At 66.1% G+C, this 18,827-nt stretch carries 16 protein-coding genes; 9 read left to right on the top strand and 7 right to left on the bottom strand.

Annotated features, from left to right (window positions below):
* Positions 1–3: 3 nt before the first annotated feature.
* Positions 4–1,140 carry a PilT/PilU family type 4a pilus ATPase gene (locus LNV28_RS14120; RefSeq protein ID WP_263519048.1) on the bottom strand — a complete coding sequence of 379 codons (1,137 nt, stop codon included), beginning with the start codon at positions 1,138–1,140 and terminating at the stop codon, positions 4–6.
* Positions 1,141–1,284: 144 nt separating this feature from the next.
* Positions 1,285–2,328, bottom strand: a complete 1,044-nt coding sequence (locus LNV28_RS14115; protein WP_263519049.1) for a type IV pilus twitching motility protein PilT — start codon at positions 2,326–2,328, stop codon at positions 1,285–1,287.
* A 26-nt stretch (positions 2,329–2,354) separates the two neighbouring features.
* On the opposite strand from LNV28_RS14115, the gene LNV28_RS14110 reads away from it, so the two are divergent.
* From LNV28_RS14110 to LNV28_RS14085, 6 genes are all read left to right on the top strand, one after another.
* A complete protein-coding gene (locus LNV28_RS14110) occupies positions 2,355–3,062 on the top strand; it encodes a YggS family pyridoxal phosphate-dependent enzyme (RefSeq protein ID WP_263519050.1) in 708 nt (235 codons plus the stop codon).
* A complete protein-coding gene (locus LNV28_RS14105; RefSeq protein WP_263568986.1) occupies positions 3,055–3,750 on the top strand; it encodes a c-type cytochrome in 696 nt (231 codons plus the stop codon). Before LNV28_RS14110 ends, LNV28_RS14105 begins: the two co-directional genes overlap by 8 nt.
* Positions 3,751–5,037 (top strand): c-type cytochrome, encoded by a 1,287-nt coding sequence (locus LNV28_RS14100; protein ID WP_263519052.1) that lies wholly within the window; start codon positions 3,751–3,753, stop codon positions 5,035–5,037. It begins immediately after the preceding gene.
* Positions 5,038–5,161: 124 nt separating this feature from the next.
* The gene (locus LNV28_RS14095) at positions 5,162–6,760 is read left to right on the top strand and encodes a methyl-accepting chemotaxis protein (protein WP_263519053.1); all 1,599 of its coding nucleotides are present in this window, start codon (positions 5,162–5,164) and stop codon (positions 6,758–6,760) included.
* 372 nt (positions 6,761–7,132) lie between these two features.
* On the top strand, positions 7,133–8,686 hold the full coding sequence (locus LNV28_RS14090; RefSeq protein WP_263519054.1) for a methyl-accepting chemotaxis protein: 1,554 nt from the start codon (positions 7,133–7,135) through the stop codon (positions 8,684–8,686).
* 71 nt (positions 8,687–8,757) lie between these two features.
* Entirely contained in the window at positions 8,758–9,111 is a 354-nt protein-coding gene (locus LNV28_RS14085; RefSeq protein ID WP_263519055.1) for a TonB family protein, read from the top strand.
* A 219-nt stretch (positions 9,112–9,330) separates the two neighbouring features.
* Here the strand turns inward: LNV28_RS14085 and LNV28_RS14080 are convergent, their stop codons facing one another.
* Positions 9,331–10,947: an amidase gene (locus LNV28_RS14080; protein WP_263519056.1), complete on the bottom strand. Its 1,617-nt coding sequence runs from the start codon at positions 10,945–10,947 to the stop codon at positions 9,331–9,333.
* Between the two features lie 220 nt (positions 10,948–11,167).
* Between LNV28_RS14080 and LNV28_RS14075 the strand changes: the two genes are divergently transcribed.
* Complete coding sequence (locus LNV28_RS14075; protein ID WP_263519057.1) at positions 11,168–11,680, top strand: hypothetical protein; 513 nt, start codon at positions 11,168–11,170, stop codon at positions 11,678–11,680.
* Positions 11,681–11,715: 35 nt separating this feature from the next.
* On the opposite strand, the gene LNV28_RS14070 is transcribed toward LNV28_RS14075, so the two are convergent.
* A complete protein-coding gene (locus tag LNV28_RS14070) occupies positions 11,716–12,138 on the bottom strand; it encodes a cold-shock protein (protein WP_263519058.1) in 423 nt (140 codons plus the stop codon).
* Positions 12,139–12,353: 215 nt separating this feature from the next.
* Positions 12,354–12,590: a hypothetical protein gene (locus tag LNV28_RS14065; RefSeq protein ID WP_263519059.1), complete on the bottom strand. Its 237-nt coding sequence runs from the start codon at positions 12,588–12,590 to the stop codon at positions 12,354–12,356.
* A gap of 349 nt (positions 12,591–12,939) precedes the next feature.
* On the opposite strand from LNV28_RS14065, the gene LNV28_RS14060 reads away from it, so the two are divergent.
* On the top strand, positions 12,940–16,029 hold the full coding sequence (locus LNV28_RS14060; RefSeq protein WP_263519060.1) for a TonB-dependent receptor: 3,090 nt from the start codon (positions 12,940–12,942) through the stop codon (positions 16,027–16,029).
* A gap of 119 nt (positions 16,030–16,148) precedes the next feature.
* Here LNV28_RS14060 and LNV28_RS14055 read toward each other — a convergent pair whose 3' ends face one another.
* Positions 16,149–16,949 (bottom strand): LytR/AlgR family response regulator transcription factor, encoded by an 801-nt coding sequence (locus LNV28_RS14055; RefSeq protein WP_263519061.1) that lies wholly within the window; start codon positions 16,947–16,949, stop codon positions 16,149–16,151.
* Positions 16,927–18,087, bottom strand: coding sequence for a sensor histidine kinase (locus tag LNV28_RS14050; protein WP_263519062.1), 1,161 nt, complete (start codon positions 18,085–18,087; stop codon positions 16,927–16,929). Before LNV28_RS14050 ends, LNV28_RS14055 begins: the two co-directional genes overlap by 23 nt.
* A gap of 265 nt (positions 18,088–18,352) precedes the next feature.
* On the opposite strand from LNV28_RS14050, the gene LNV28_RS14045 reads away from it, so the two are divergent.
* Entirely contained in the window at positions 18,353–18,826 is a 474-nt protein-coding gene (locus LNV28_RS14045; RefSeq protein WP_263519063.1) for a (2Fe-2S)-binding protein, read from the top strand.
* Position 18,827: the final 1 nt, after the last annotated feature.

The raw sequence follows: 18,827 nt of genomic DNA, 5'->3' as shown, positions 1-18,827 counted from the left end.
GCTTCAGAGAATGGTGAAGTGCTCGGTGCCGGTGCTCAGATCGCCGGAGCGCGCACGCTCGCTGTTGAGCTTGATCTGCAGGCGCAGGTCGTTGACCGAATCGGCATTGCGCAGCGCGTCTTCGTACGTGACCTTGCCGCTCTCATAGAGATCGAACAAGGCCTGGTCGAAGGTCTGCATGCCCTGCTCGCGCGAGCGTTTCATGATCTCCTTGATCTCACCGACCTCGCCCTTGAAGATCAGGTCGGACACCAAGGGCGTGTTGAGCAGGATCTCGACCGCCGCCACCCGGCCCTTGCCCTCGCGGCGCGGCAAGAGGCGCTGCGACACCAGGGCGCGCAGATTGAGCGAGAGGTCCATCAGCAGCTGGCTGCGGCGCTCTTCGGGGAAGAAGTTGATGATGCGGTCCAGGGCCTGGTTGGCGCTGTTGGCGTGCAAGGTGGCCATGCAAAGGTGGCCGGTTTCGGCGAAGGCCACGGCATGCTCCATGGTCTCGCGGTCGCGCAGCTCGCCCATCAAGATGACATCGGGCGCCTGGCGCAGCGAGTTCTTCAACGCCGACTCCCAGGTGTCGGTGTCGATGCCGACCTCACGCTGGGTGACGATGCAGTTTTTGTGCGGGTGCACGAACTCAATCGGGTCTTCGATGGTGATGATGTGGCCGTAGGTGGTCTGGTTGCGCTCGTCGATCATGGCCGCCAGCGAGGTGCTCTTGCCCGAACCGGTGGCGCCGACGACGATCACCAGACCGCGCTTGAACTGCACCACCTCGCGCAAGATCTTGGGCAGATCAAGCGAGGCAATGGTCGGCAGCTCGGCCGGAATCGTGCGCAGCACCAGGCCCACCGAGCCTTGCTGCAAGAAGGCATTGGCACGGAAACGGCCGATGCCCTGCGGCGAAATGGCGAAATTGCATTCCTTGCTGCGCTCGAACTCGGCCGCCTGCTTGTCGTTCATGATGGAACGCGCCAGCTGCAAGGTGTGCTGGCCGCTCAGGGGCTGGGGCGAGACCTTGGTCACCTTGCCGTCGACCTTGATGGCGGGCGGGAAGTCGGCCGTCAGGAACAAGTCCGAGCCCTTGCGCGAGACCATCAGGCGCAGCAGATCGTTGATGAATTTCGAGGCCTGATCGCGTTCCATGAATGAATCGTCCTAACCGTCTGCTTGATTTGACCGCCGGCAATGTAGCAGGCTGGTGCGCCGCCGGTGCCGAGGTCAGCCAGGGAAGTTTTGCCGCGACTCCCGTGGCTGCCGCCACATGAGTCACGTCGAACTTTCTGGGCTTTAGCCCGGAAAGTTCTCCGGAAACTTGGCCTTGGCCCGCGCCTCGGCCGGGGCAATGATGTTGCGGCGGACCAGGTCGGTCAAGTTCTGGTCCAGGGTCTGCATACCGACCGCATTGCCGGTCTGAATGGCCGAGTACATCTGCGCGACCTTGTTCTCGCGGATCAAATTGCGAATGGCCGAGGTGCCCAACATGATTTCGTGCGCCGCCACACGGCCGGAGCCGTCCTTGAGTTTGCACAGGCTTTGTGAGATCACGGCCACCAGGGATTCGGACACCATGGCCCGCACCATTTCTTTTTCAGCCGCTGGGAAGACGTCGACGATACGGTCCACGGTCTTGGCGGCAGACGAGGTGTGCAAAGTGCCGAAGACCAAGTGGCCGGTTTCCGCGGCGGTCAGGGCCAGTCGGATGGTTTCCAGGTCACGCATTTCACCGACCAGCACGGCGTCCGGGTCCTCGCGCAGCGCCGATTTCAGCGCGTTGGCAAAGCTCATGGTGTGCGGGCCGACCTCACGCTGGTTGATCAGGCTCTTCTTGGACTCGTGCACGAACTCAATCGGGTCCTCGATGGTCAGGATGTGGCCGTACTCGTTCTCGTTGAGGTGGTTGACCATACCGGCCAGCGTGGTCGACTTGCCCGAACCCGTGGGGCCGGTCACCAGCACCAGGCCACGCGGGCGCAGGGCCAGCTCGGCAAAGATCTTGGGCGCGTTGAGCTGCTCCAGCGAGAGGATCTTGCTCGGAATGGTCCGAAACACAGCGCCGGCGCCGCGGTTCTGGTTGAAGGCATTGACCCGGAAGCGCGCCAGGCCCTGGATCTCAAACGAGAAGTCCACTTCCAGCGACTCTTCGTAGATCTTGCGCTGGGAGTCGTTCATGATGTCGTAGACCATGTCGTGCACCTGGCGGTGTTCCAGGGCTTCGACATTGATGCGACGCACATCCCCATGCACGCGGATCATCGGTGGCAGGCCGGCCGAAAGGTGCAAGTCGGAGGCCTTGTTCTTGACCGAAAATGCGAGCAGTTGAGTGATGTCCATGATTGTGAGAAAGAGCCTGGGCCATTATGGCGACGATAGCGAACAACATACAAGAACAGCACCGTCGCATCGCAGCAGCCTGCGAGCGTGCAGGGCGCGAGCAGCATAGCGTGAGCCTCTTGGTCGTCAGCAAGACTTTCCCGGCGGCGGCGGTACGCGAGGCCCATGCGGCGGGCGAGCGCGCCTTCGGCGAAAACTATGTGCAAGAAGGCCTGGACAAGATCGCCGAGCTCGCAGACCTCCGATCACAGCTGGCTTGGCACTTGATCGGCCCCCTGCAGAGCAACAAGACCCGGCCGGTGGCCGAGGCCTTCGACTGGGTGCACAGCGTGGACCGGCTCAAGACCGCACAGCGCCTCTCGGAACAGCGCCCGGCCACGCTGCCGCCGCTGAACATTTGCTTGCAAATCAATATCAGCGGCGAGGCCAGCAAGAGCGGCATCGCCCCGGCTGAGTTGCCCGCCTTGGCCCGCACGGTTGCCGCCCTGCCGCGCCTGCGTCTGCGCGGCCTGATGGCCGTGCCGGAAGCAGCCGCAGACTTTGAAGCACAGCGCCAGCCGCACCGCGACCTGGCCGAGCTGCTGGCCGACCTGAAACAGCAAGACCCGACCCTGTTCGGCGGCCTGGACACCTTGTCCATGGGCATGAGCGCCGATCTGGAAGCGGCCGTGCTGGAGGGCGCGACGATGGTGCGCATCGGCTCGGCCATCTTTGGTGCCCGCTCCTATGCGTAAGCTGCGCTCATTTGCCCTGATTCTGGGTCTGGCCTGGTTTCCGCTCGCCGGAGCGGCTCCAGCCATGGTCGAAGACAGCATCGCCCAGCGCGCCCTAGCCTGCACCCAGTGCCATGGCCAGCAAGGCCGCGCCGCCGCCGACGGCTACTACCCACGCCTGGCCGGCAAGCCGCAGGGCTATCTCTACAAGCAGTTGCTCAACTTCCGCGATGGCCGGCGCCACTACGGCCTGATGAGCGATCTGGTCGACCCCTTGAGCGATGCCTATCTGAACGAGCTGGCGGGCTACTTCGCAGGCCTTCACCTGCCCTACCCGCCGCCGCAGACTCCGGTCCTGCCGGCTGCGGTGCTGAGCCGCGGCCAAGAGCTGGTGCTCAAGGGCGATCCGGCGCGCAAGCTGCCGGCCTGTGTGCAGTGCCACGGCCAGCAGCTGACCGGGGTGCAGCCCTTCATCCCCGGCCTGCTGAGCCTGCCGCGCGACTATCTCAACGGCCAGCTCGGCGCCTGGCGCAGCGGCCAGCGCCGCGCCGTCGCGCCCGACTGCATGGCCTCGATCGCCAAGCAGCTCAAGGAAGAAGAGATCAACGCCATCTCGCACTGGCTGGCCGGCCAGCCCATGCCCGCCGGCGCCCGCCCGGCCGACAGCCTGCCCGCGCCCCTGCCCATGGAATGCGGGGGGCTCAAGTAAATGAAGCTCCGCACCAAGCTCCTTGGCGCGCTCGTCGCCGGCCTGCTGCTTGCCGCCCTGGCGGTGCAGCGCCTCAATCACCTGGACGAGAGCGCGCCGCGCAGCACGCCATTTCAATCAAGCCCGGCCCTGATTGAGCGCGGCGCCTACCTGGCCCGCGCCGGCAACTGCATGGGCTGCCACACCGCCCGTGGCGGCGCCGAGTACGCCGGCGGCCGCGCCATCCCCACGCCTTTCGGCAGCGTCTTCACGTCCAACCTCACGCCCGATGCCGAGACCGGCCTGGGCCGCTGGAGCGCCGATGAGTTCTGGGCCGCCCTGCACAACGGCCGCGGCCGCGACGGCCGCTTGCTGACGCCCGCCTTCCCCTACGACAACTACGCCCTGGTCACGCGCAAGGACGCCGATGCGCTGTTCGCCTACCTGCAAAGCCTGCCCGCCGTGGCCCAGCCGCGGCGCGAGCATGAGCTGCGCTTCCCCTACAACACGCAAGCCGCACTGGCGGTCTGGCGGGCGCTGTACTTCCGGCCGGCGGTGTTCCAGCCCGATGCGCAGCGCACGGCCGAATGGAACCGTGGTGCCTACCTGAGCCAGGGCCTGGGCCACTGCAATGCCTGTCACGCCAGCCGCAACAGCCTGGGTGCCACCGGCGGCTTGAACGACTTCTCGGGCGGCATGCTTGATGCCTTGGGCTGGTACGCGCCCTCGCTTCACGATGCAGCGGAAGGCAGCGTCGCCAGCTGGAGCGCGCCGGCCCTGCAGCAATGGCTGAGAAGCGGCCGCAACGACCAGGCCAGCGCGCTCGGCCCCATGAGCGAGGTGATCCGCGGCAGCACCCAGCACCTCAGCGACGCCGATCTGGCCGCCATGGCGGTCTATTTACAGACCCTGCCTCAGCACAGCAAACCGGCCGCGGTGCCCGAGCGGCGCGCCGAGTTCAAGCTGCGCGAGCAAGGCACGCAACTCTATGCCGACCACTGCGCGAGCTGCCACGGCGAGCAGGGTCGGGGGGTGGCCGGCATCTACCCCGCCCTGGCCGGCAACCGCGCGCTGCTGATGGCCAACCCAGCCAATCTGCTGCGCATCATCCAGCGCGGCGGTTTCGCGCCCTCGACCGTGGGCAACCCGCGGCCCTTCGGCATGCCGCCCTTTGCCGGTGTGCTCAGCGACACGGAATTGGCCGCCGTGGCCAGCTATGTACGCACCGCCTGGGGCAACCAGCCCCAGGGCGCGCCCGATGTGCGGCCACTCGATGTGCTGCAGAGCAAGGACCAGCGCGTGGATTGAATTGAAGCGGCAATTGTTCACGCAGTTGCGCTGCACAGCATGCCCAGGCCGAGCCCGGTAACGCCCTCGTCACACAGCACTTACAGACTGCCGGCCCATGGTTCCTGCAGATTTTGGAGTTGGCATGTTTTCTCGACGGGCTCTGGCCTGGTTCTCGCCTCTGGCGTCCCGGATGTTACGGACCGAGTGGTCCATTGCACGCAGGCTGAGCCTGTCTTTCGGCTTGCTGGCCGCGGCCCTGGCGCTTCTCGGTGCGTTCTCGATCATGCGCCAGCAGCAGATCGACACCAGCGCACAGAACATCAGCGCCGTCCACCTGCAAGGCGTTTCCGACAGCTTGCGCCTGGCCGAATTGGCGACCCGGCGCCATTCGCTGGACTATCTGATGGCCATGAGCGAGCGCGAGCACGTGGCGACTGTGGCGAGCCAGATCGACGCCGTCGATCAAGAGCTGAAGCAGATCAGCGGCCGCTACGAGGCCCAGCTTCACAGTCCGGAAGAACAGGCGCTGTTCCAGGACACCGTCCAGGCGCTGCGTCACTACAGCACCTTGCGTCAGGGCGTGCAAGCCTTTGTTCAAGTGGGCGCCGGGTCGGCGGCAATCGACCTGATCACCAGTGAGGGCGCGCGCCGCTTTGATGATGCGCGTGGCCTGCTGCTGCAGCTGGCCGACCTGAACCTGAAGGCTGCTCAAGCCGAAGCCCGGCTGGCCAATGAGACCTATCTGAAAAGCCGACGTCAGCTGCTCCTGCTGATCGCGGCACTGGTGCTGGCCGCAGGCCTGCTGGGCTGGCGGGTGACGCGCTCCATCACGCGGCCGCTGGGCGATGTGGTCCATCTCGCCGCGGCCGTGGCGCGCGGCGACCTGAGCAGCCCGGCACGCACGGGCGCCGAACAACGCACCGAACTGGGCCGCATGAACGCTGCATTGAGCACCATGACCGAGCGCCTGCGCGATATGGTGGAAGCCGTCCGCCAGGGCGTGGACAGCGTCAGCATCACCTCCACGCAAATCTCCAGCGGCAACCAGGACCTGTCCCGCCGCACCGAAAGTTCGGCCGCGCGCCTGCAGGCCACCAACCAGCGCATGAGCGCCATGGCCGCCAGCCTGCGGCAAACCCAGGGCGGCGCCGCTCAGGCCGCACGCCTGAGTGCAGCCACGGCCGAGCAGGCCTCGGCCGGCGGCAGCGCGGTACAGCAGATGGTCCTGGACATGGCCGAGATTCGCAGTGCCGCCCAACAGATCGGCGAGATCACCGGCGTGATCGACGGCATCGCCCGCCAAACCAACATCCTGGCCTTGAATGCCGCCATCGAGGCCGCACGTGCGGGCGAACAGGGCAAAGGCTTTGCTGTGGTGGCCGCCGAGGTGCGGCAGCTGGCCCAGCGCAGCAGCCAGGCCGCCCATGAAATCAACAGCCTGATCACGGCCTCGGTGCGCAAGGCCGAAGCCGGCTCGGCCCGCGCCCAGGGCGCCGGGCAGCAGATGAGCGAGATCATCGCCGGGGTCTATCAGGTCCGCGACCTGATGGACCATCTGCAGGCCAGCGCCATGGAACAGGGCGGCCATCTGGACCATGTCGAGCACGCCATGCAGGCGCTGGAGGAGATGACCAGCCAGAACGCCGCCCTGGTGGAGCAGTCGACGGCCGCTTCTGCGGCCCTGCACGGTCAGGCCCATGGCCTGGCTGCCAATATGAGGCAGTTCCGCACCGCCGCCTGATTGAATCTGCCTCGCTACCCTTGCTCCGACAGCAAGCCCCTGAACCGGGGATGCCGCCGGGCTGCGGCGCGAAATCGTTCACACGATCGGTCTTCGCCTCTGCGCCAAAAGCGCGTGGCGAAGGCAGACTGGCGTCCGCAGTTTGTCGTGCGGCCCACCCCGAACCGTCCTGTTCATGGACGCCGAGCCGCCACTGCGACATATGTCACAGGCCGCTCAGGAATCCATGGAATCCAGCATCAAGAACTCAGTGTGTGGCGCCGATAGCGTCACAGGCATCGCAAGCGCCCCGCCGGGGTGCCCGGCCGCAGCAGCACGCCGGACCGGCGCAGCAGCCACCACAACAAGCAGTTCTTGACGAGGGATTCATCGATGAATTTTCTGACCCAGCTGCGCATCAGCCAGCGTCTGGCCGTGAGCTACGGCCTCCTGATTCTTCTGCTGATCGCGATCGGCAGCTATGGTGCCAATACGGCCAACCGCCTCGCCAAGGACTTGGACCTCACGGCCAACTCCAGCCTGGTCAAGATCGCCTCGGCCAATGCGCTTGAGGAACAAGTCAATGTGATCGCTCGCGCCTCGCGCGACCTGCTGCTGCTCGACGAAGCACGCCAGATCAAAAAGCAAAAGGCCGCCATCGAAGCCGCCCTGGCGGAGAGCGACAAGCAGATCAATGACGTCGAGGCCAGCCTGGTCGGCGACAAGGAAAAAGAACTGGTGCGCCAGGTGCGTGAGCGCAAGACCGCCTTTGTCGGCGCTGTGGCCAAGTTCCAGAAGATCCAGAAGGACGGCAGCCCGGACGAGGCGCGTGAAAGCCTGATCACCGATGTGCGCCCGGCTCAGCAAGCCTACCAAGAAGGCCTCAAGGGTCTGGTCGAGCTGCAGTTCGAGAGCGCCCGTGACCTGGCCATCTCCGGTGGCGAGATGGCCCGCAACGCCGTGTTGCTGACCGGTGTCTTAGTGCTGGTGGCGGTGGTGATCGGCGTCGGAGGCGGCCTGGTGATTGCCCGCTCCATCGTCCTGCCGGCGCGCCGCGCCCAAGCCGCAGCCGAAGCGATCAGCGCCGGTGACCTGACCATGGCCATCCATGCTGAAGGCCATGACGAACTGGCCCAGATGCTGCGTGCCATGCAGGACATGCAGGCCGCGCTGACCGGCGTGGTCAGCAGCGTCAGCGACGCCGCCGGTGAAGTGGCCCAGAACTCCTCGGACATTGCCGACAGCAATGTCAATCTGTCGGACCGCACGGCCCGCTCGGCCGCCAGCCTGCAAAACACAGCGGCCTCGGTGGAAGAAATCGCCGCCAACCTGAACGGCGCCAGCGACCTGACCCGTCGCGCAGCCAGCATCGCCACCAAGGCGCGTCAATCGGCCTCGGCTGGCGGCGCAGTGGTCGCCAAGGTGGTCGACACCATGGAAGAAATCAGCGCCAGCTCGCGCAAGATCGGCGACATCATCGGCGTCATCGACGGCATTGCCTTCCAGACCAACATCCTGGCCCTGAACGCTGCCGTGGAAGCGGCGCGTGCCGGCGAGCATGGCCGCGGCTTCGCGGTCGTGGCCTCCGAAGTGCGTGCCCTGGCTTCGCGCTCGGCCGCCGCGGCCAAGGAAATCAAGGTGCTGATCCAGGAGTCCTCGGTCAAGGTCGAGAACGGCACCGCCCTGGTCAACAACGCCGGCGTCACCATCCGCAGCGTCGTCGACGAAGTCAACAATATGGGCCAGCTGATCGAGGAAATCTCGCACTCGGCCCAGGAGCAGGCGGCCGGTGTCGGCGTGGTCAACAACGCCATGAACGAGCTGGACCGCACCACCCAGCAGAACACCACCTTGGTCGATGAGCTCGGCCGTTCGACCGACGCGCTCAAGACCAGTTCCTCGCGCCTGCTCGACGCCGTCGGCTTCTTCCGCGCCGTGCCGGCCTGAACGCCGTCCAGTTTCCCGCCCCTCTTTTCTTTGCCCCACAACCCTCTATTTCTGCAGTCGAGACCCGCACCATGAAGTACACCCGCACCCCCGCCGCTTCCTCCTTTTCCCTGCTGCGCGCTGCCGGCCTGTTCGCCGCCACCGTGGCACTGGCCCTGAGTGCCCACGCTGCACCCAAGATCGTCAAGAAGGTGCCGCCGGAGTTCCCGCGTGAAGCCGAGAAGCAATCCATCACCCGCGGCACCGTGACCGCCAAGATGGCCATCGACGGCGACGGCAAGGTCACCGGCGTGGACATCCTGGAAGCGCAACCGCGCAAGGTCTTCGACCGCTCGGTCACCAACGCCCTGATGGACTGGCGCTTCGAAGCCAGCGGCGAAAAGCAGCACCACGAAGTCAAGCTCGTCTTCAACAACGAGGACTGAACGTGGACACAGGATGCTGCCTGCGCAGCATGCTGTGCCTCGTTCAGGCCTGAGCGCATGTTTGCGCGAAGGCTGAACGCAGAAGCAAGAGGCTGCCTGCGCAGCATCCGGTGTCTCGTTCAAGCCTGAGCGCATGCTCGCGCGAAGGCTGAACCTGCGAACAAGCGCAAAAAAGCCCGGTCACGCCGGGCTTTTCCTATGGCGCCAAGCGGCCCGTGCTCAGACCTTGCTCAAGAACTTCGGCGCGGCCCGCTTGAGACTGGCTTGCTCGTAGGCATAGCCGTAGGCCAGCAGCTTGGCTTCCTGCCAGGCCAAGCCACCGAAGGAGATGCCGGCCGGTAGCTCGCCCACCAGGCCCATGGGCACGGTCAGGTGCGGATAGCCGGCCACGGCAAAGGGCGAGGTGAAACCACCCGCGGTGAAGTGATCGCCCAGCAGCGGGTCAGTGAGCCAGGCCAGATTGCCCGAGGGCGCCACCACAGCGTCGAGTTGGTGCTCGGCGAACAAGGCGTCCAAGCCTTCCTTGCGGGCGTAGCGCTGGTTGTTTTCGACCGCCTTGCGGTAGTCCTCGCTGTCCAGCCCCTGAGTGGCCTGGGACATCTCGAACAACTCCTGATCGAAGAAGGGCATGACAGTCTTGGCATGGGCCTGGTTCCAGGCGATCAGGCCGGCCAGGTCCTTGACCGGCGCATCGGGCTGGTAGGCGGCCAGGTATTCGGCCAGGCCGACCTTCAACTCGTGCATGAGCACGGTCATTTCGCTGTCGCCGTACTTCTCCTGGTGCGGGATCTTGAGGTCCTGATCGATCAGAACTGCCCCCTGGGCCTTGAGCACGGTCAGGGCCTGCTCGAACAAGGCGTTCACCTGGGGCTGGGGCGGCTGGGCGCCGCGCAGCACGCCGATACGGGCACCGCGCAGGGCGTCCTTGCGCAGGCCGGTGAGGTAATCAACAGGCTTGGGCGCGGCGGCGGTGGCGCGGTCCTCGGTATCGGGCGCGGCCAACACCTGCAGCAAGGCAGCGGCATCACGCACATATCGGGTCATGGGGCCGGCCGTGTCCTGGCTGGCCGAGATGGGGATGACGCCGCTGCGGCTGACCAGGCCGACCGTGGGCTTGAGGCCGACGATGCCGCAGATGCTGGCCGGTGAAATGATGGAGCCATCGGTCTCGGTGCCCACGGCCAAGGCGCACAAGCCGGCCGACACGGCCACGGCCGAGCCGGAGCTGGAACCGCTGGGGTTGCGCGCCAGCACATGGGGGTGACGGGTCTGGCCGCCGCGGCTGCTCCAGCCGCTGGTCGAGCGGCTCGAACGGATATTGGCCCATTCGCTGAGATTGGTTTTGCCCAGGATGACGGCGCCGGCGGCACGCAGGCGGGCGACCAGAAAGGCGTCGCGGCTGGCGTGCAGGCCGGCCAGCGCCAGCGAGCCGGCCGTGGTGCTCATGGCATCGGCGGTGGCGATATTGTCCTTGAGCAGCACCGGCACGCCGTGCAGCGGTCCGCGCGGGCCACGGCGCTTGTCGCGGCGTTCGCGGTCCAGCTCGATCGCCTGCGCCAGCGCCTGTGGGTTGAGCTCGATCACCGAACGCAGCTGCGGCCCCTGGCGATCCAGCGCATTGATGCGGCGCAGGTAATGGCGGGTCAGGCTTTCCGCGCTCAGCTGACCGCTGGCCAGACCTTGCTGAACGCCTTGCAGGTCGAGGGCGTCGAGGCGGCCTGGTGGCAGGGGCGTCACAGACGCGACCGGTTCAGCGGCCTGGGCCAAGGCAGCCCCCAAGCTCAGGGATCCGGCGACAAAGCCGCGCCGGTTCAGGAAACTGTCTTGAGTGCTCATACGGGGTCCGTGTCGTGTGCAGTGTGGCGAAGCTGGCTGGCTTGTGGAGGGACTGCATGACAAGACAGAGCCGGGCATTGTGACCAGCCCGGCCGCGCCTTGCACCCTAGGACAAGCCCGGGCGGGCCGGTCGAAAAACCGTCATGAGACCGACCCACGCCTCAAGTTCTGCGGGCCGCGGCCGAAACTCCGACTTCGTGCCGCTTTCCCAGGTCTCGCCATGGCTGAAGCCCCTGCCCCCACCTTGCCCGAGCTTGAGGCAGCGCTCGCGCGCATGGTGCAAGAGCGCTACCCCCACGCCGAAAGCGACGACGAAGCGGAACTGCAGGCCATGGCCGCGCGCGACTGCGAATACCTGTTGACCCGGATCCGCATCCTCGAAGCCGAGCTGGTCGAGGCCAACGACGAGGTGAAATGGATTGCCCCCGGCCACCGCAGCTCGCCGGCCCAGGCGCTCAAACGCATCAAGGCCTTGTGCACGCGCTTCCCTGACCTCTTCCAATCCATGCTGGTGGTCACCGTCACCCATCCGGCCGTGGCCAAGGAGATGCTGGCGCCGGCGATCAAGCAGTTCCGTCGCGACACCGACACCCTGAGCAGCGAGGACATGAGCGGCTTGCTGGTGGCCATCAGCAACGGCGCCCAGCAAGCCTTCGAAGCGGTGCTGCGCACGCGCAAGAACGCGGAACGCAAAGGCAGTGGCGGCGGCGGCGTGTCCTGGGTCAAGGACTGAGGCCAGGCGCCTGAGCCGGCCACAAGTGGCCACATTCAGCGGCTGGGGCCGTGGGCCAGATGCTGCATCAAGACCGGGCCGGCATCGGCGCGGCTCAGGTCCAGCCACACCACCGTGCCCAAGGCCAAGAGCAGGGCCGCGCAGGCCGTGGCCCAAGCCAGGCGGCGCTGCAGCTGCCGGCGCTGGTGGTAGGCGGCGCCCTGCAGACGCCCGCCGGGTGGCATAGGCGGCGCCTGGTCGACCCGCTTGCGCGTGGAGCGCATGACCCGCTGTGCCTGCTTGCGGCCGTCTCGCCCGCTGACCACTTCGAAGCTCAAGACCTCACCCAGCACCGGCTGCTCGCCATCGGGTGGAAATGCGGATATGTGTACGAACAACTCCTGCCCGCCGTCCAGCGGGGCGATGCTGCCGTAGCCGCGCAAAGCGGTCCACGTACTCAGCTTGCCTTCGAATCTCATGATGTACCCCCATCGACGCCGTGAAGGGCACTGTCCCTGAACAGGCCCCACTCTTTTCTATCTATCTTTCTTTCTTGAGCGTCTTCATGGTGCCGCGCCGACTCGGGCAAGGCTGCAACAAGGGGTAAGGCGCTGTAAAGAGTGCCAAGTCCATCACGAATCGGGGGGGGGCAGTAGGCCCGCGAGAGGCCGCCAGGTCCACCGGGATACAACGGTCAGCGCTGCTGCGCCCGCGCTTGCAGGGCCAGGGCCGTGGCCTGCATGCCAGACACCTGTTGGCGCAGCTGGTCCAGGCTGTGGGCGTGCTGCGGCCCGAGCCGGCGGCCGGCCGCGGCCTGTTCCTGGCGGGCCAGGCGCTGGCGCAGCTGCCGCTCCTTAGCGCGAACCTGGGCGCGTTCGCGCTCCAGCTCGGTGGCACTCAGGCGATTCCAGCGGGGTCGTTTCTCGGGCATGGCGGTCTCCTTGAGGGCAGGGTGATGCGCCGACCGGGCCGGTGGCGGATTGGCTCGCACTGTGGAAGGCGCGGCCTCGCGCCTCAAGTGCGGAGTGACGAAGCCGGGTCGCCCCGGGTTCGGGCCACCGTACGCCGGCTTTGCTCACAGACCGTCGGCGTTTGTTCCCTTTGGCAACGGCGCTGACGGGCCGGCGTCAGCAGAGCGGACCTTCGTCACTGCCAAACAGCAGGGAGCGCGGCGATTTCTAGAGTCGCGCCATCCCACCCCTGCAGGCCGAGCGCATTGCGGCCGGGTGTGGAGCTCTCAAAACCTTTCCACCAGCTTCTAGCCCTCGGAGACATTCCCCATGTACAAGAAAACAAGCCTGGCCCGCTCACTCGCGCTGGCCTTCGGCAGCGCGGTGCTGATGCTCAGCATGCCCGCGCCCGTGCTGGCCCAGTCCAACACGGCCGGCTCCATTTACGGCACGGTCAGCGCTGCTCCCGGCACCGTGATCCAGCTCGAGAACAAGGCCACCGGCGCCAAGCGCAGCGTGCCCGGCGATGCCAGCGGTCGCTTCAACTTCGCCTCGGTGCCGCCGGGCAGCTACCGCCTGCAGCTCTTGCGCGATGGCAAGGTCGTCGAAACGCGTGACGACATCGAACTGTCCGCCAGCCAAAACCAGGAAATCAGCTTTGCCAACGCCGGCAACACCCTGGAAGCGGTGCTGGTGACCGGCACGCGCAAGGTCATCGACGTGACCAAGACCAGCAGCAGCACCAGCTTCTCGGCCGAGAAGCTGGCCGCCTTGCCGGTGGCCAAGAATGTCACCGCCGTCGTGCTGCTCGCCCCCAACACCACGGCGGCCGACAGCCGCTACTCGGGCGGCTCCAGCTTCGCCGGCGGCGCGGCTTCGGAGAACGCCTCCTACATCAACGGCTTCCCGGTCACCAACCCCCTCACCCAGCTGGGCGCCAGCGAGCTGCCCTTCGGTGCCATCCAGGAACTGCAGGTGCTGACCGGCGGCATGGGCGCCGAGTTCGGCCGCTCGGTGGGCGGCGTCGTCAACATCATCACCAAGAGCGGCAGCAACCAATGGGAAGGCGGTGTGATGTTCAGCACCGAGCCGGCAGGGCTGCGCGGCAAGAGCGTGAACCTGAACTACCCGACGACGGGCGCGGCCGTGAATGCCAAGACCGACGGCCAGCTGCGCCGCTTCCGCGCCGATGACAGCCTGAGCAAGACCGAAGTAGGCGCCTATGTCGGCGGCCCGCTGATCAAGGACAAGCTCTTCCTCTTCATCGCGGCCCAGCAAAACGACAACAAGAACAGCCGCGTGCGCTTGAACAATCTGTCGACCGACAACGCCTCGGTGCTCAAGTGGGGCTGGACCGAAGACAAGGACCGCAGCCAGCGTCTGTTCTCCAAGCTGGACTGGAACCTCAGCGACGAACACCGCCTGGAGCTGACCGCCATCCGCGACAACTCCACCCGCGACAGCACCTACTCGGGCTATGACTACAGCACCTTCAGCCGCGTAGCCGGCGCGCCCATCACCCTGAACTACAAGAACATCGCCGGCCAGACCCCCGATGGCGGCGACGTCAACATCCTGAAGTACACCGGCTACCTGACGTCGGACCTGACCGTCACCGCCCTGGTCGGTGAAAGCCGCGTCAAGCACTTCAACGGCATCGCCGGCGCCGACATCTACGACCCGGCCAAAGCCTTGTTCGGCGTCACGTTCCCGGCCGGCACCCAGGCGCCCGGCTTGAACTACTTCAACCCCAACCCTCTGGTGGGCTCCTTGATGAGCGGCAAGGACGCGCATGACACCATCAAGAGCAAGCGCATCGACGTCGAATACCAGCTGGGCAGCCACTCCCTGCGCGCCGGCATCGACGACAACAAGCTGAGCTCGGTGGCTGCCGGTGATTTCACCGCCGGTGGCGGCACCTGGAGCTTCGTGAAGGCCCCCAACCCCAGCGCCGTGCGCCTGGCCGGCAAGACCTTCAATTTGCTGACCGGCGGCCCGGCGCCGACCGCGCTGCAAAAGCAGGGCTTCTACGTCGTGCGCGCCCTGTTCGATGACCTGACCGATGCCTACTCCGACCAGTCCGCGCTCTATCTGGAAGACCGCTGGCAGGTCAACAAGCAGCTGCTGCTGACGGCCGGCATCCGCAAGGAGGATTACAACAACCGCAACCACTTCAACGAGAAGTTCATCGACCAGAAGAACCAGATCGCCCCGCGTCTAGCGGCCGCCTTTGACGTGAACGGCGACGGCTCGCTCAAGCTCTTCGGTTCGGCCGGCCGCTATTTCATCCAGATCCCGACCCACCTCGCCGTGCGTGGAGCCAGCCCTTCAACAGGCACCAGCCAGATCTTCGGCTATACCGGCATCGATCCGACCACCGGTGCACCGACCGGCCTGAACCAGGTGTCCGAACCTCGTTCGGCCAATAACGAGCTGGGTCAGCGCAAAGACGTGCGCCAGATCACCGCCACGAATCTGAAGCCGACCTACCAGGACGAAATCGTCCTCGGCTTCGAAAAGGCGCTGCAGAAGGACCTGGCCTTCGGTGCCCGCCTGACCTACCGCAAGCTGCGCTCGACCATCGACGACTACTGCGACCAGACGCCGATCGACGCCTGGGCCGTGGCCAATGGTGTGGACAACTCGAACTACCCCGGCTTCAACTGCGCCTCGGTCAACCCGGGCGAGAAGGTCGATCTCGATGTGGACTTCGCCGGTGACGGCAAGAAGTACCACCGCGTGAGCCTGACGCCGGAAGAGATGGGCCTGCCCAAGGCCAAACGCAGCTATGTGGCCCTGGACCTGTTCCTGGAGCACGCGCTGCGCAACGGCTGGTACGGCAAGGTCAACTACACCTGGTCGCGCAACTATGGCAACACCGAAGGGCAGACGCTGTCGGATGTGGCGCAGACCGATGTGGCCGCCACCCAGACATGGGACAACGGCGACGTGATGATCGGCGCCTACGGCCCGCTGGCCAACCACCGCACCCACCAGCTCAAGGCCTATGGCTTCTACCAGTTCAATGACGAGTGGACCGTCGGTGGTGCCGCAGTGCTGGCTTCGGGCCGCCCCATCAGCTGCCTGAACACCTACACGACCGCCCCTGGGCAGGGCGCAGGTTCGCCGTCCTACAACTTCCACTACTGCGAGGGCCAGCTCTCACCGCGCGGCGCCATCGGCAATCTGCCCATGGAGCAGCGTCTGGATCTGAACCTGAGCTACCAGCCGCGTGCTCTGAAGGGCCTGGGCCTGAAGGTCGATGTGTTCAATGTACTGAACCGCCAGCAAGCCATCACCGTGCGCGAAGACCGCAATGTGATCCGGTCGGTGGCCGTGGATGCCACCGCCAACGGCACCCTCGCCACCGCCGCCGCCCGCGCCGTCAAGCTCACCGTCTCCTACGACGTGAAGTTCTAAGACAGGACCGAGGACAGGCCCTGCGGCCTGTCCGACGCCTGTCGAAGGCCTGAGCGCCTGCCTGCGCCCAGGCTGAGGTGGGACCGAAGGAAGGCCTTGAGCCCCACAGGACGCCTGCTTCAGCCGAAGCGCGCCCGCACCTCTTTGACAAAGCGCTCGCTGACCGGCACCACCTCGCCCGAACGCAAGCTCAGTGCGTAAGTGCTGTCGCCCGTGACGGCCAAGCTGGCAAAGGTCTCGGGTCGCACCAGAGCCGTTCGGTGCACGCGCTGGAACTGCCCACGCGGAAGTCTCTCCTCCAGCGCGGCCAGCGTGGAGCGATGCAGGACCACGCGCGCCGCCGCAGATGCAGTTGGCGCCAGATGCAGTTCCACATAATTGCCGGCCGCGGAAATCCACTCGATCTCGGCCACGGCAATGCGTTCAACCCGCCCCACCGACCGCACGCTGAGGACGGGCAGCTCCGGCAGGCCGTCGCCGGCGGCGCGGCTTTGCTGTTCGCGCACAAAAGCCTGCATGGCCTCGGCTTGCAGGGCCGCACCCTGCTGCAGGCCGAGCCACTGCTCGGCCCGGCCCAGCATGGCGGCAAAGCGCTGGTCGTCGAAGGGCTTGAGCAGGTAGTCGAGCGCGAACACATCGAAGGCGCTCAAGGCATGCTCGTCGTAGGCGGTGACGAAAACCACCAAGGGCGTCTGCGATGAGGGCTGTTGGGCCAGCTCGGCCGCGAAGGCCAGGCCGTTCTGGCGCGGCATCTGAATGTCCAGCAAGAGCAGGTCGACCTCGCGCTGCGCCAGGGCCACGCGCGCTTCGGCGGCACTGGCGCATGCACCCACGCAGCGCCACTGCGGATGTTCGGCCAAGGCCAGCTGCAGATTGCTGCGCGCCAAGGCCTCGTCGTCAACGATCAGTGCGTTCCACATCTTCATCATTCACTTCCCGCCATGGCAGGCTCATTTCTAGGACAAAACGGCTCTGTTCCTGGTGGGTTTGCAGCCCGGCTGCGGCGCCGTAGAGCATGGCCAGGCGTTCGCGTGTGGCGCTCAGGCCAACGCCATGACCGCGCTGGCTGCTGGGGCTGTCGCCGAGCGCATTCTCGATGCGCAGCTCGATACGAGCGCCCTCTGTACGCAGGGCGATCGTTACCCGCCCCAGCCCAGCGCCCGCCTCCAGACCATGGCGAATGGCGTTCTCTACCAGGGGCTGGAACAACAAGGGCGGGCAGGCTGCCTGCTGCCAGTCGGCCGCGGCGATTTGCCAATCGAGCTGCAAGTCGTCGCCAAAGCGCAAGCTCTGCAGCGCCAGGTACTCGCGCACAAAGTCCAGCTCGTCCTGCACCGTCACCCAATCCCGCTTGCTGACGCGCAAGGCATAACGCAGCAATTCGCTGACCCGGGTCAGGGCCGACAGCGCCTGGCCGCGCTCGCCGGCGCGCACCAAGGAGGAGATGCCGTTGAGGGTGTTGAACAGGAAATGTGGTTCCAGTTGTCCCTGTAGCAAGGCCAGACGCAGACGCAAGTTGTCGCTCTGCGCGGCCTGCCAGGCCTGCTCTCGGCGGCGGCTGCGTTGCCAGACGCTGACCCCCACCACGGCGGCAAAGGTGCCGGTGATCATCATGGTCTCGAACCACCAGAGCACGCCCTCCTGCTTGAGCAGCAGACCGCCGAGCAGGTGCCAGGGCTTGCCGATCCGCGTCATCACCGACAGCAGCTTGGCGCTGATGACCAACGGCACCATGAGGACCACACTCATGAAATAGAGGCCAGCCATCGAGCGCGCACGCATCCAGCGCTCCGGCCAGCGTTCAAAGACCAAGTACAGCAGCCAGCTGAAGGTGGCCAGAAGACCGACGCTGGCCAGGGAGTCGACCAGGCCCTGAAAGGGCGCATCGACTCCGCCGCGGCGGGCCGCATCGGCGTACAGGGTGGCCGCCATCAGCAGGCTGACCGCCGTCCAGGCCAAGAGCACCCAAGCCAGGGGCAGGGCCCAGCGGCGCCAAGCTGACCCGTGCCGAGGCGAGGAGCCATCCAGGCTGGGCAGCGGCGGGGTTTCAAGAGACATCGGCGACTCCGAGCGACAGGATTCAAAGGCCAGACCGGCCGCGGCTGGGGGCTCGCACGCCACTGTAATTGAGCGCCCTGCGCACAAGCGGGGTTTTGCTGTACCGGCGCCGGGGTTTCATCCCAGCGCTGGGGACCGAGCGTCCGGCATGGTGTGACAGGCAAGCAAGAAAGTCCGGCTCTGTGTAAGCTGCGCGACGCCCCCACCGGGTCTTCGTGCCCGGACGCCCCGTCTTTTGCCCCATCTTTTGCCCCAGGAGCCCCTCATGAGCATCAAGCTGACCGTGAACGGCCAGGCCGCCACACTCGACGCCGACCTCGACATGCCCTTGCTGTGGGCGCTGCGCGAAGACCTTCAATTGACCGGCACCAAGTTCGGCTGCGGCATGGCCTTGTGCGGGGCCTGCACCGTGCACCTGGACGGCCAGCCCGTGCGCGCCTGTTCCACGCCCTTGTCGGCCGCCGCAGGCAAGAAGATCACCACCATCGAAGGCGTGGGCGCCAGCAAGACCGGGCGTGCCGTGCAGGCCTCCTGGGTCAAGCTCGATGTGCCGCAGTGCGGCTACTGCCAGAGCGGCCAGATCATGAGCGCCTGCGCCCTGCTGGCGACCAAGAAAAAGCCCAGTGACGCCGACATCGACCAGGCCATGAGCGGCAATATCTGCCGCTGCGGCACCTACCAGCAGATCCGGGTCGCCATCCACGACGCCTCGGCCACGCTCAGCCAGAAGGGAGCTTGAG

Origin of the sequence: Paucibacter sp. DJ2R-2, assembly GCF_025717675.1 — a bacterium.
GTDB lineage: Bacteria > Pseudomonadota > Gammaproteobacteria > Burkholderiales > Burkholderiaceae_C > Paucibacter_A.
The sequence above is the reverse complement of the archived record's forward strand: the minus strand, read 5'-3'. Positions and strand labels throughout refer to the sequence as shown.